The sequence below is a fragment of the Pseudoalteromonas sp. UBA6610 genome, from assembly GCF_002433295.1.
Classification (GTDB): Bacteria; Pseudomonadota; Gammaproteobacteria; order Enterobacterales; family Alteromonadaceae; genus Pseudoalteromonas; species Pseudoalteromonas atlantica.
In genome coordinates this window covers 1-13479 of record NZ_DJHW01000108.1, presented here as the reverse complement: position 1 = coordinate 13479, position 13479 = coordinate 1, and the positions used below count along the sequence as shown (strand labels likewise).

Sequence of the window (13479 nt, the reverse complement as noted above, 5' to 3'; positions counted from 1 at the left end):
CCGAAAACAGATCAACCCTTTTTTAAAGAAAACTTGAAATAAATGACTGCTCGCTGATTATTTGAGCCAAATGCGCTAAAAACACAACATAACTAGCACTTTATTAACATTTTAGGTGTATTAATTGGTTTATATAGAGGGTTTACTGAAATAACTTTATATACAAACTAGCACCCCACACGATCGTAAGGATCATTAATGAGAGTGTTACCGCTGCAGATCCCATATCTTTCGCACGCCCCGATAATACATGGCGCTCTGTACTTACGCGATCAGTGAGCGCTTCTATTGCTGAATTAAGTAATTCCACAATCAATATGATCAGTAATGTACTTACTAACAATGCCCAATGTAATACCGATGAGGCTAGCCAAAAAGAAATGGGTAGCAAAATAATGCTAAGTAGCAACTCTTGCCTAAAAGCCGCTTCTTCTATAAAGGCCGCTTTAAAACCAAGGTACGAACAATACGTTGCTTTAAATATACGCTTTATACCAAGGCCGTTAGGTTTAAATACATCTTTCATTATTAGCTCTATTTACTGTGGTCAAAATAAAGCCCCGCAATTGCGAGGCTTTTTTAGTTAGGCAATACCGTATTGATCTCGGTATGCTTTAACTGATGCTAAATGCTCATCCATTGTACCTTGGCTCTCAAGGTAACTAATAAGATCAGCTAATTTTACAATAGAGATCACTTTGGTATTAAAGTCGCGCTCAACCTCTTGAATAGCTGAAAGCTCAGCTTTGCCTTTTTCTTGGCGATCAAGTGCTATTAGTACACCACTTAGGTCTGCGCCGTTATCGGCAATGATTTCCATTGATTCACGAATCGCAGTGCCTGCGGTGATCACATCATCCACCAGCATAATTTTGCCCGTTAATGCAGAACCTACTAATGTACCACCCTCACCATGTGCTTTTTTCTCTTTACGGTTAAAGCAATAAGGTACATCTTTATCATGGTGATCTGCCAGCGCTACTGCGGTAGTGGTTGCAATAGGAATACCTTTATAAGCTGGGCCAAATAAAACGTCATATTCTATTGCAGCGTCTTCGAGGGCTGATGCATAAAAACGACCCAAACGTGCTAAATCACGTCCTGTGTTAAAAAGGCCAGCATTAAAAAAGTATGGGCTTGTACGACCTGATTTAAGGGTAAACTCGCCAAATTTTAAAACCTGCTTTTCTAAAGCAAATTCAATAAACTCTTTTTGATAATCTTTCATTGGGGTACTCGCTTATGCTAACGCTTGTTTTTGAACGTCAATAATTTCACGGATTGAATGTTTAGCCAGTGTAAGTAGCTCATCTAATTCGTCGAACGAGAATGGTTCGCCCTCTGCGGTACCTTGTACTTCAATAATTTTACCTGTTTCAGTTAAAATTACGTTCATATCGGTTTCGGCTTCAGAATCTTCAAGGTACTCTAAATCACTAATTGGTTGGCCTTTATAAATACCTACCGAAATAGCAGCAATCATGTGCTTAAGTGGGTTTGAGTTGATCATTCCTTTAGCGCGCATGTGAGTAAGTGCATCAACTAAAGCCACGCATGCACCACTAATAGATGCAGTACGTGTTCCGCCATCAGCTTGAATTACATCACAGTCAATTGTAATGGTGTTTTCGCCAAGCGCTTTTAAATCTACTGCAGCTCTTAATGCGCGAGCAATTAAGCGTTGAATTTCCATAGTACGACCGCCTTGCTTGCCACGTGCTGCTTCACGTGCGTTACGCGTATGCGTTGAGCGCGGTAGCATACCGTATTCAGCGTTGATCCAACCTTTACCTTGGCCTTTCATAAAACGTGGTACACCTGCTTCAACCGTAGCAGTACAAAGTACTTTGGTATTACCAAACTCAACAAGTACTGAGCCTTCAGCGTGTAATGTGTAATTACGTGTAAATGATACCGGTCTAATTTGGTTAGGTGTTCTTTCGCTTGGACGCATTGACGATCCCCTTAATTCTGAATTTGCGACATTATAAGTGCATGTGCAGGTAGATGCCATGCTGATTGTAAAATATTCAGCGTAATAAATTTTCTCTAGAGGTTAAGCAGTGTTACGGTATAATCATCGCAATATTGTATTAATAAATTTTAGGAACTTATCCATGATCCACAGTATGACTGCTTATGCGCGTCGCGAAATTAAAGGCGATTGGGGCACTGGCACCTGGGAAATTCGTTCAGTAAACCAGCGCTACCTTGAAACGTTTATTCGCGCACCAGAGCAATTTCGTGGCATGGAGCCGGTAATTCGTGAGCGTTTACGTAAAAATTTGCAACGCGGTAAAGTTGAAGTGTTTTTAAAGTTTGTTGCAAATCCAGCACACGTGGGTGAGCTATCAATTAATGAGTCACTTGCTGAGCAACTAATAAATAGTGCTAAATGGGTGCAGCAACAAAGCAGTGGCGACATTAACCCTGTTGATATACTGCGCTGGCCTGGCGTAATGGAAGCACAGGAGCTCGATTTAGATACTGTAAATAAAGCACTTATAGCGGGCTTTGACCAAGTAGTTGAAGATTTTAAATCAGCCCGTGGCGATGAAGGCGCAAATTTAGAAGAAATGATTGCCACTCGCCTTGATGCCATACTTGAGCAAGTTACTGTAGTAGAAAGTCACTTACCAGAAATAGCAAAGTGGCAGCGTGAAAAGCTTAACCAAAAGCTTGAAGACTTAAAAACCGACATTGACGAATCTCGCCTTGAACAAGAGCTTATTTACCTTGCGCAAAAGCAAGATGTTGCCGAAGAACTCGACCGCTTAAAATCGCACGTAAAAGAAACTAAAAAAATTCTTAATAAAGGTGGCGCGTGTGGCCGCCGTTTAGATTTTATGATGCAGGAGTTTAACCGCGAAGCAAACACCCTAGCCTCTAAGTCTATTAATAGCGATATTACTAATGCAGCTGTAGAGCTAAAAGTGCTTATTGAGCAGATGAGAGAGCAGATCCAGAATATTGAGTAATTGTACTTGTGTGCTACTTACTTGAGCACAATTAGTTAAATAAAGTACAATAGAGTAATTAAAGGCTTGGATTATTGATTTAGTCCAAGCCTGTTTATTTTAAGTAGAGAAAAACATGGCTCAAACTCGCGGAAACTTATTTATTTTATCGGCACCTTCTGGTGCGGGTAAATCTAGCTTAATCACGGCGTTATTAAAAAAACATGCAGATATGAAAGTATCGGTCTCGCATACCACCCGAAGCCCTCGCCCTGGTGAAGAAAACGCGGTGCATTATCACTTTGTAAGCGCCGATGAATTTAAAGCATTAATTGCTAAAGATGATTTTTTTGAATGGGCGCAAGTATTCGATAATTACTACGGTACTTCAAAGCAGGCTATTGAGTCCCAGCTGGATGCCGGTATTGATGTATTTTTAGATATTGACTGGCAAGGTGCGCAGCAAGTGCGCGAAATTATGCCAAGCGTGCAAACAATTTTTATTTTGCCTCCTTCAAAAGCAGAGCTTGAGCAGCGCTTAAATAACCGAGGCCAAGATTCTGCCGAGGTCATCGCTGGGCGTATGGCTAAAGCGCAATCAGAAACATCGCACTACAATGAATATGATTATGTTGTAGTTAACGATGATTTTGAAACCGCCCTTAGCAATATTGAAACTATCGTATTAGCGCAGCGCTTAACCTTAAAAGCCCAAGCTAGTCGTCATCACGATTTAATTACAAACTTACTTAAATAAGCCATTTATGCCCTTTACAGGGAAAACTGGTAAAAATTAACCACTGGCTATTGGCGAAACAAGCTGCTTGCAGTAAACTACGCCTTTGCTTTTAAATTATTTTGGAGTGCTGAGATGGCTCGCGTAACAGTTGAAGATGCAGTAGATGCAATTGGTAATCGTTTTGACTTAATTTTAGTTGCGGCTCGTCGTGCCCGCCAAATTGCTGTTGGTGGTAAAGACCCACTAGTAGACGCTGAAAATGACAAACCAACCGTTATCGCTCTACGTGAAATCGAAAAAGGTTTAGTTGATAGTTCATCAATGGACGTTATTGACCGTGAAGAACAACAACACCAAGAAGCAGCTGAATTAGCTGCGGTTGCTGCTATTGTTGGCGGTAATCAATAATCAACCACCCGGTTTGATTTAGTCAACGGCTCAGTATTTCTACTCTAGCCGTTGGCAATCCCCTCTTTTCATCGTATATTCTATTACTTACCGTTACTTATTGCTTCACGAGAACATTGGAGTGTGAATGTATCTTTTTGAAGGTCTTAAAAAGAAAATATCTGAATACTTGCCTGCTGCTGAAGTAGAGCTAGTGCAAAAAGCCTACGTGGTAGCCCGAGAGGCTCACGAGGGGCAAACTCGCTCAAGCGGCGAGCCGTACATTACTCACCCTGTTGAAGTAACCCAAATTCTTGCTGGCATGCACCTTGACCATGAAACACTTATGGCCGCGCTAATGCATGACGTTATTGAAGATACCGATTTTAGCCAACAGGACTTAGCCGAAATATTTGGCGATACGGTTGCCGAACTTGTTGAAGGGGTAAGTAAGCTCGATAAGCTCAGCTTTAAAGACAAAAAAGAATTTCAAGCTGAAAACTACCGAAAAATGATCATGGCTATGACCCAAGACATTCGGGTTATTTTAATTAAACTGGCCGATCGTACTCATAATATGCGTACATTAGGCGCTCTGCGCCCTGATAAGCGCCGTCGTATTGCCCGTGAAACACTTGAAATTTACGCACCTATTGCAAACCGTTTAGGTATTCACGATATTAAAAATGAGCTAGAAGATTTAGGTTTTCAGGCTTTATACCCTATGCGTCATCGCGCACTTAAATCTGAAGTGGCAAAAGCGCGAGGTAATCGCAAAGAAGTTATTTCTAACATTCAAACCGAAATAGAAGCACGTCTTGAAGAGTCTGGTATTAAGGCTACGGTTTCTGGGCGCGAAAAACACCTTTATAGCATTTATAAAAAAATGCTAAATAAAGAGCTGCTTTTTAATGAGGTAATGGATATTTACGCCTTTAGAATAAACGTAGATGCAATGGATACCTGTTATCGCGTGTTAGGTGTTGCACATAACCTGTATAAACCTATCGAAACGCGTTTTAAAGACTATATTGCCGTACCTAAAACAAATGGTTATCAGTCTTTGCATACGTCATTAGTAGGCCCACACGGTATTCCGGTAGAAATACAAGTGCGTACGCATGACATGGATCACATGGCCGATAAAGGGGTTGCTGCGCACTGGATGTATAAAAAAGCCGGTGATGGCGCGGGTAACACAGCTCAACAGCGTGCGCGTCAATGGATGCAAAGTTTGCTGGAGCTTCAGCAAAGTGCCGGCTCATCATTCGAATTTGTCGAGAACGTTAAAACCGAGCTGTTCCCAGAAGAAATATACGTATTTACCCCCGATGGCCGCATAGTAGAGTTGCCAATGGGCGCTACCGCGGTTGATTTTGCTTACGCGGTGCATACTGATGTGGGTAACACTTGTGTTGGTGCAAGGGTAAACCGTAAACCTTACCCACTAAGCAAAGCCTTAGATACTGGGCAAAGTGTTGAAATTATTACCAGCTCGGGTGCACACCCTAATGCAACCTGGTTAAACTTTATAGTTACAGGTAAAGCCCGTTTAGGGATAAGAAACTATCTTAAGAGCCAACACCAAGAAGAAGCATTGTTATTAGGCCGACGCTTACTCGATTCTGCCTTAGGTGAAAATAAGCTCGACAGCATTGCCGATGAAAATATAGCCCGCGTACTCGAAGAGCACGAGCTATCTACAGTATTAGAATTACTAGTAGAAATAGGCGCAGGTAACTTAATGAGCGTGTTAATCGCTAAACGCTTATTGCAAGAAGAAAGCGACGACTTGTCAGATATTAGCAAACAAGCCAAAGCAACCATTATTGGTACCGAAGGCATGTTGGTTAATTATTCTAAGTGTTGCCGACCTGTACCAGGGGATGCCATCACTGCACATATTAGCCAAGGTAAAGGGCTTACCGTTCACCGCCAAGAATGTAAAAACATTCGCGGCTGGGAAAACGAACGCTCAAAATACTTGGTTGTAAAATGGGATGACAATCCAGAAAAAGAATATATAGCTGCGCTACGGGTGGAAATAATTAATCACCAAGGGGCTTTGGCTAAACTCACAAATGTTGTTGCTACAACCCAAGCCAACATTGTTGAGATCACTACCGACGAAAAAGAAAGTAATTTATATGTGATAGACTTGGGCGTTACCGTTAAAAACCGCGTCCATGTTGCTAATATTATGCGCCGCATTCGCGTGATGCCTGATGTGCAAAGAGTCTATCGTAAAAAGTAAAATAGGAAACTCATGAATAAAGCATTTATTTCTACCGAAAAAGCACCTGCTGCCATCGGCACTTATAGCCAAGCGGTTAAAGTAGGTACTGCCGTTTATTTATCTGGACAAATTCCACTTGTCCCAGAAACAATGGAAATGGTTTCAGAAGACTTTAGCGAGCAGACACATCAAGTATTTAAAAACATTACAGCGGTTTGCGAAGAAGCAGGCGGTAAAATCCAAGATCTTGTTAAAATTAATATCTACCTAACAGACTTATCAAACTTTGCCACTGTGAATGAAGTAATGAGCCAATATTTCAAGCAGCCTTATCCTGCCCGTGCAGCATTAGGTGTACGTGCTCTACCAAAAGGCGCACAAGTTGAAATTGACGGCATAATGGAACTTCCTTCAACTAATTAATAAATACAGAGCTATAAACCCCCTTTATAGCTCTATTTTTTATTGCTAGCCTTTGTTTATCTCCCTTTCTTGACTCACATGTAAATATCTAGCACTCTGTAATCATGCAATAAAATCAATCTTAACTTTAGTAGTAGAAAAGGATTAACTAGTGTTTAAGCTTGCCAATAATGGGAACGTATTACTTGATGTAAGTAAGCACGCTCCACCTAGCGCCGCTTTTATAATTGATGCACTCGAGAAGTCGACGTTTTGCGAATGCAAAATTGACCACGAGGCTATTGATAATTTTTTTAAAGCGCAAAATAATGAGCCAACCTTGGTTGTAGCAAGTAAGCACGATGCATCGCTTGTGGTAACGTTAAGTGAAGATAAAATGCAAGCCATAGGTGAGCTAACCTTAGCTTATGGTGGTAAAGTACTTTCGTTAGAAGAGGGCAAAAAACAACTCATAAAAGCAGGGGTTGTACGTGGTTACAAACAAGCTTTTTTAGAGCAGCTTTTAGATAAACAATTTAACTTACCCCCAGGTACAGTGGCAAAAGGGATTCTAGCCAAAGGCCGCCTGCCAGCCGAAGGCACAGCAACAAAATTTGTAGCTATGGTAGAAACCCTCAAAGATCGCCTAAAAGCACCAAAAATGAAGGAAGATGGCAGTGTTGATATGCGCGACTTTGGTAAACTGGCAAGCGTAGAGCCCGGCACTGTACTGATCCGCCAGCAACCTGCAACTCCCGGTAAAGAAGGATTCACTGTAGTAGGTGACATACTACCGGCTAAACCCGGTGAAAATAAAAAGTTAGTGGCAGGCGAAGGCGCCGAAATATCAAAAACAAATCCGCTCGAGCTTGTTTCTACAACAGCGGGGGTCCCCGTAGAAATACCTAACGGTATGCGAGTTGATGATATTTTTACCATCTCTGATGTAGATGTTAAAAGCGGCCATATTGATTTTGAAGGCAGTGTTATTGTGACTAAAAACATTGACCCAGGAATGCGAGTCACCGCAAAAGGCGACATTACTGTTTTTGGCACGGTCGAATCTGGCGAATTATCAGCCGGCGGAAACATCACTGTAAAGCAAGGCATTATTGGCCATCAAAAGCTCGAAGATAAAACTTTGTCGTGCTCTATTAAAAGTGAAGGTGATGTTCATGTATCTCACGCACAATACTGTTATATGCAGGGCAAAAACATCTTTATAGACCGCCAAGCCAGCCATTGTGCTATTAAAGCAAAACACTTATTACAAGTTGGCCAAACAGAGTTACCCAAAGGGAAAATTTTTGGTGGAGAGATTCTTGATGCAACCGTGTTAATTGCTGGCGAAATAGGCAATGAATCAGGTGCAAAAATGGCTATCAATTTAGCCGCATCCGGCGCTGAAATAACAGCCGACACAGATAACTGCTTTAAAGACTTAGCAAAAACCGATGAGCAGCTTGATACCCTTCAAGCAGCACTTGAAAAAGCAGATAAAGTAAAAGATATAGAAAAGAAGAATCTGCTCATTAAAAAAATTGGCGCAACACAGCAGCATTATTGCCAACAAGCAGAGCAGCTAGAGAAAAAGTTATCTAGCCTAGATCATGAACTCCACGACCTACTAAGCGATGCAAATCTCGTCGTTAATACATCATTACACTCAGGGGTAGAGATCCATATTTTTGATAAAGTATTAAAAACTACCCGCAACTACCCACCTTGCAATATAAACCTACAAAACAATAAAGTAGAAATAAACTTTAAAACACATTAGGGCGCATTTAGCGCCCTTTATAATTTACAGTAAGCCACTTACCGTATCGTGCGTTTGCTTTGGCCATACACCTACTTGGACTTGTCCAATATGCTGCTTTTGCAGTAATAACATTGCTAAGCGCGATTGCCCTATTCCGCCACCAATTGTTTGTGGGAAAGCCTCTTCTAGTAATGCTTTATGCCAATCGAATGCTAGGCGTTCTTCATCGCCTGTTATGCTCAATTGCGCTTTTAATACATCAGGGCTTACACGAATACCCATAGATGATATTTCAAAGGCATCTTCTAACACAGGGTTCCACACTAAAATATCGCCATTTAATCCTGTGTATCCGTCAATCGTTTGGGTAGACCAATCGTCGTAATCTGGAGCGCGTACATCATGGATTTTACCATCACCTAATGCACCACCAATACCAATTAAAAATACCGCACCGTACTCTTGTGCAATGGCTTTTTCGCGTTGCTTTGCGCTAAAGTCAGGGTACATTTTGCGTAATTGCTCACTGTGTATAAACGTGATTTCACTGGGTAAGAATGGGGCTATACCAAAGCTTTCACTTACAAACTGCTCTGTTTGCTTGATGCCAGTGTAAATGGCTTTAACTGTGTCTTGTAATGTAGAAAGCGTACGTTCAGTACGTTGGCAAATTACCTTCTCCCAATCCCATTGATCAACATAAACAGAGTGTATTGGGCTTAATGAGTCTTCATCTGGGCGCAACGCTTTCATTTGCGTATAAATACCTTCACCTACAGAAAAGCCGTAAGTTGCTAGCGTTTTACGCTTCCATTTAGCAAGTGAATGAACAACTTCATAACTGCTATCGGTAATTGCTTTTACGTTAACAGCAACTGCATTCTCGTGGCCGCTCAGGTTATCTTGTGTGCCATCACCTACTTTGGCCAAAATAGGAGCCTGAACTTCAACTAACCCTAGTTGCTGCTCTAATTGCTGTGAAAAAAACTGCTTAACTTTACTTATTTGCTGCTGTTGCTGCACATAGTGTGAACTCATAATAATTGGCCTCATTCCCAGTTATTGTTACTTGCTTATTAATGAAAAAACACCCTGTAGGCGCCTTTAATGAGGTTAATGTAACGATTTAAACTTTTAATTCAATAACCCATAATAAAAATAGCTTTAATATGCAAAATCGATTAATTTACACGGTATAAAAATGTAGATTCACTAATTTAAGTAAGCAAAAATAATGGAAAATTATCAAATCGATAATCTCGATAAAAAGATACTTCACGCTCTAATGGCCAATGCCCGTACAGCCTACGCAGAATTAGCTAAACGGTTTACTGTAAGTGCCGGCACAATTCACGTACGCGTAGAAAAAATGAAACAAGCGGGCATCATTACCGGCACCCAATTAAGCATTAGTACAAAGCAACTTGGTTACGATGTATGTTGCTTTATTGGTATTAACTTAAACAACGCTCGCGACTACCCAGAAACACTGATTAAACTAGAAGCATTAGAAGAAGTAGTTGAAGCTTATTACACCACGGGTAACTACAGCATTTTTATAAAGGTAATGGCCAAGTCTATCGACCATCTGCAAGACGTGCTCATTAATAAAATACAAGCTATAGAGGCTATACAATCAACCGAGACCCTAATCTCTTTGCAAAATCCAATTAGCCGCACAGTAATGCCTTAATAGATAAAATTACGTATAATTATCAAAAAAGAGGATCACCATGCAGCAAAATCGCTACCAACGAATAAAAGACGTGCTCTCACGTCGCCAAACAGACCTAACAGTCTGCCTAGAAGACGTACATAAACATCATAATCTCTCAGCTATTGTAAGAAGTGCTGATGCAGTAGGTTGCCATCATGTGCATGCTGTATGGCCAGAAAACCAAAAATGGCTGACCAATAATACTTCTGGCGGCAGTAAAAACTGGCTAGAAACACACCTGCATAAAAATATTGATGATGCTGCTGCGATGATGCGAAAGCACAACCCAGATGTACAAATATTAGCAACACACTTGAGCGAAGATGCTGTAGATTTTAGAGAAATCGATTACACAAAACCCACAGCTATAATCGTTGGCCAAGAAAAAACGGGGATTTCTGAGCGCGCGCTAGAACACGCCGATCAAAACATTATTATTCCTATGCAAGGCATGGTGCAGTCACTTAATGTATCAGTAGCTGCTGCGCTTATTTTATTTGAAGCACAACAGCAACGAGAAAAAGCAGGGCTATATAAGCGCGATATGCTAAGTGAAGAGATTAAACACCCTATGTATTTTGAAGGGTATCACCCAGTTATTGCTAAACAATGTAGATTAAAAAACCTACCTTACCCACCACTCGATGAAGAAGGTGAAATAGTCGCTAACAAGCAGTTTTGGCAAGCTTTAAAACATGCTTGATGCTTAGCAAACCTGTGAGTACACTTAACTCATTCACAAATAAACAGATTTGAGCCTACATTGTCTAAACCTAGCTTAAGCCAATACCCTATTACAGAACTTAAAGGGGTAGGACCAAAAATGGCCGAACGCCTACAAAAGCTAGGTATAGCTACCGTGCAAGATATGCTCTTTCATTTGCCTTTACGCTATGAAGATCGTACCCGTATTTATGCTATTAACGATGTTACTTTACACAGCCACTGTACTGTTGAAGCAACAATAGAAACAAGCCAAGTGACCTTTGGTAAACGGCGTATGTTAGTGGTGCAAATAAACGATGGTACAGGTAGGCTTACTTTACGGTTTTTTAATTTTACAGCAGCGCAAAAAAACGCATTTAGCAGTGGCAAAATAATCCGTTGCTTTGGTGAAGTAAGACGCGGGCGCGTTGGTTTTGAAATGAGCCACCCAGAATACAGCATTAGCGATACCCCAAACGAGCAACCAACCGCCGCAACACTAACCCCCGTGTATTCAACCACCGAAGGCTTAAAACAATTATCAATTAGAGCGTTAAGTGAACAAGCCATCGATTTATTACATAAGTATTCTGTTGAAGAGCTTATCCCTGAAAAATGGCAACCGTCACATATGCAATTAAGTGACGCTTTATTACTACTTCATCGCCCTGCGAATGATGTTGACATTATTTCGCTTGAACAAGGCATGCATCCGGCACAACAACGCTTAGTGTTTGAAGAGCTACTTGCCCAAAACTTAAGCTTATTAAAAGTACGCGAGCAAGGGCAGCAAGTAAGGGCAGTTTCCCTAAGCCCTACAAATACATTAGAGGGCCAATTTTTAGCGCAACTCCCTTTTGCGCCGACTAATGCACAAAATAGAGTTGTAGCCGAAATAAAAGGGGATTTACAGCATGCCTACCCCATGATGCGATTAGTACAAGGTGATGTAGGCTCAGGTAAAACACTGGTTGCAGCTTTAAGTGCATTAACAGCAATAGCACAAGGTTTTCAAGTTGCCCTAATGGCACCTACAGAAATCCTTTCTGAACAACACGGAATAAATTTTAAGCAATGGTTTGAAAGTCTTGGGATTAACGTTGCCTGGCTAGGCGGTAAAACTAAAGGGAAAGAGCGTACTAATACACTTGAAAAAATCGCCTCAGGGGAAGCGCAAATGATAGTAGGAACGCACGCCCTATTTCAAGACGAGGTAAAATTTAACAACTTAGTATTAATTATCATCGATGAGCAACATCGCTTTGGTGTTCATCAACGCCTCTCACTGCGTGAAAAAGGCAAATTTGGTAATTGTTACCCTCATCAGTTAGTCATGACCGCAACCCCCATTCCGCGTACATTGGCTATGACGGCCTATGCCGATTTAGAAACCTCAGTGATAGATGAGTTACCACCTGGGCGCACACCTATAACCACTGTGGCCATTCCTGATACACGCCGAGACGATATAATAAACCGTGTTAAGCTTGCCTGTAACGAACAAGGCAGACAGGTTTATTGGGTATGTACCCTCATTGACGAATCAGAAGCCCTACAATGCCAAGCAGCTGAAGACAGCGCATTACAATTAAAAGAGGCGTTGCCAGAGCTTAATGTAGGGCTCGTTCATGGCCGTATGAAAGCCGCTGAAAAACAAGCGATAATGAGCGACTTTAAAGCAGGCAATATTCATGTACTTGTTGCAACAACAGTAATAGAAGTAGGTGTAGACGTACCCAATGCCAGTTTAATTATCATAGAAAATCCTGAACGCTTAGGATTAGCACAATTACATCAATTACGCGGGCGCGTAGGACGAGGAGCAACCGCTTCGCATTGCGTACTGTTATATCATGCCCCTCTTTCTCACACCGCTCAAAAACGTTTAGGTGTATTAAGAGACAGTAACGATGGCTTTGTCATCGCAGAGCGAGATTTAGAAATACGTGGGCCAGGTGAAGTACTCGGCACTAAACAAACTGGCTTAGCAGAATTTAAAATAGCGGATCTTACTCGAGATAAACACACGCTAAATCAAGTCAGGCCCATTGCTCAACAAATGCTAAAGCAAAACCCCGACCTTATAGACCCTTTAATTCATCGCTGGCTAGGTAATAAATCTAACTACGCACAAGCATAATTACGCTAAAGTACTCGTAAAGCTCGCTGCTGAAACGCTATATTTACCATACAGATGTGTGGTGAGCCTTATCCACGGGTTTCGTGATACTCAACCCACGCTACGGAGGTTGTGTAGACTGTGCGAATAGGAGACTGTGCGAATAATATCTGCAATGTATTTTTCACTTTTCTGCAGACATAAAAAAGCCCAGCTCTTTCGAGTCGGGCCTTCTTGTATTTGGAGCCTGGCGATGTCGTAGTGCCCACAGCGGTAGAGAGTCACATAGCAAATGCGACATTATCATTGCGTCGGGAGTCGCTACGCTCGCCCGACCTACATGATAGGTTTAAAAGTGAGTATTAATTGCTCAATGGGTCTGGTTATTTACTAAACTCCAGACAGCAAAAAACCCGTTACATCGCTGTAACGGGTTTCTCTTATTTGAAGCCTGG

At 41.4% G+C, this 13479-nt stretch carries 13 protein-coding genes; 9 read left to right on the top strand and 4 right to left on the bottom strand.

Translation table 11 applies throughout. The features are described from left to right. Window positions 1-142 precede the first annotated feature (142 nt). From B4F91_RS14515 to rph, 3 genes are read right to left on the bottom strand one after another with little or no spacing between them, the layout of a single operon-like run. Window positions 143-526 (bottom strand): diacylglycerol kinase, encoded by a 384-nt coding sequence (locus tag B4F91_RS14515; RefSeq protein WP_004588246.1) that lies wholly within the window; start codon window positions 524-526, stop codon window positions 143-145. 57 nt (window positions 527-583) lie between these two features. Further along, window positions 584-1228, bottom strand: coding sequence for an orotate phosphoribosyltransferase (pyrE, locus tag B4F91_RS14510; RefSeq protein ID WP_004588247.1), 645 nt, complete (start codon window positions 1226-1228; stop codon window positions 584-586). 12 nt (window positions 1229-1240) lie between these two features. Beyond that, window positions 1241-1954, bottom strand: coding sequence for a ribonuclease PH (gene rph / locus B4F91_RS14505; RefSeq protein ID WP_004588248.1), 714 nt, complete (start codon window positions 1952-1954; stop codon window positions 1241-1243). A 163-nt stretch (window positions 1955-2117) separates the two neighbouring features. Here rph and B4F91_RS14500 point away from each other — a divergent pair, with 163 nt between their 5' ends. From B4F91_RS14500 to B4F91_RS14475, 6 genes are all read left to right on the top strand, one after another. After that, a complete protein-coding gene (locus B4F91_RS14500) occupies window positions 2118-2978 on the top strand; it encodes a YicC/YloC family endoribonuclease (protein WP_024032427.1) in 861 nt (286 codons plus the stop codon). 115 nt (window positions 2979-3093) lie between these two features. Beyond that, window positions 3094-3714 (top strand): guanylate kinase, encoded by a 621-nt coding sequence (gene gmk / locus B4F91_RS14495; protein ID WP_029773160.1) that lies wholly within the window; start codon window positions 3094-3096, stop codon window positions 3712-3714. Between the two features lie 114 nt (window positions 3715-3828). Then, window positions 3829-4104 (top strand): DNA-directed RNA polymerase subunit omega, encoded by a 276-nt coding sequence (gene rpoZ, locus B4F91_RS14490; RefSeq protein ID WP_004588253.1) that lies wholly within the window; start codon window positions 3829-3831, stop codon window positions 4102-4104. A 127-nt stretch (window positions 4105-4231) separates the two neighbouring features. Continuing rightward, the gene (spoT, locus tag B4F91_RS14485) at window positions 4232-6337 is read left to right on the top strand and encodes a bifunctional GTP diphosphokinase/guanosine-3',5'-bis pyrophosphate 3'-pyrophosphohydrolase (protein WP_004588254.1); all 2106 of its coding nucleotides are present in this window, start codon (window positions 4232-4234) and stop codon (window positions 6335-6337) included. Between the two features lie 12 nt (window positions 6338-6349). Beyond that, window positions 6350-6742, top strand: a complete 393-nt coding sequence (locus tag B4F91_RS14480) for a RidA family protein (RefSeq protein ID WP_004588255.1) — start codon at window positions 6350-6352, stop codon at window positions 6740-6742. 151 nt (window positions 6743-6893) lie between these two features. Continuing rightward, a complete protein-coding gene (locus tag B4F91_RS14475) occupies window positions 6894-8501 on the top strand; it encodes a DUF342 domain-containing protein (RefSeq protein ID WP_054983951.1) in 1608 nt (535 codons plus the stop codon). Window positions 8502-8525: 24 nt separating this feature from the next. Here B4F91_RS14475 and asnA read toward each other — a convergent pair whose 3' ends face one another. Beyond that, complete coding sequence (gene asnA / locus B4F91_RS14470; protein ID WP_138686151.1) at window positions 8526-9521, bottom strand: aspartate--ammonia ligase; 996 nt, start codon at window positions 9519-9521, stop codon at window positions 8526-8528. A 196-nt stretch (window positions 9522-9717) separates the two neighbouring features. Between asnA and asnC the strand changes: the two genes are divergently transcribed. Genes asnC through recG form a run of 3 tightly spaced genes read left to right on the top strand, consistent with a single transcriptional unit; the run spans window position 9718 to window position 13045 of the window. Further along, window positions 9718-10176, top strand: a complete 459-nt coding sequence (gene asnC / locus B4F91_RS14465; protein ID WP_096042401.1) for a transcriptional regulator AsnC — start codon at window positions 9718-9720, stop codon at window positions 10174-10176. 40 nt (window positions 10177-10216) lie between these two features. Beyond that, window positions 10217-10903, top strand: coding sequence for a tRNA (guanosine(18)-2'-O)-methyltransferase TrmH (trmH, locus tag B4F91_RS14460; RefSeq protein WP_286938055.1), 687 nt, complete (start codon window positions 10217-10219; stop codon window positions 10901-10903). Between the two features lie 60 nt (window positions 10904-10963). Continuing rightward, the gene (recG, locus tag B4F91_RS14455) at window positions 10964-13045 is read left to right on the top strand and encodes an ATP-dependent DNA helicase RecG (RefSeq protein WP_286938058.1); all 2082 of its coding nucleotides are present in this window, start codon (window positions 10964-10966) and stop codon (window positions 13043-13045) included. Window positions 13046-13479 lie beyond the last annotated feature (434 nt).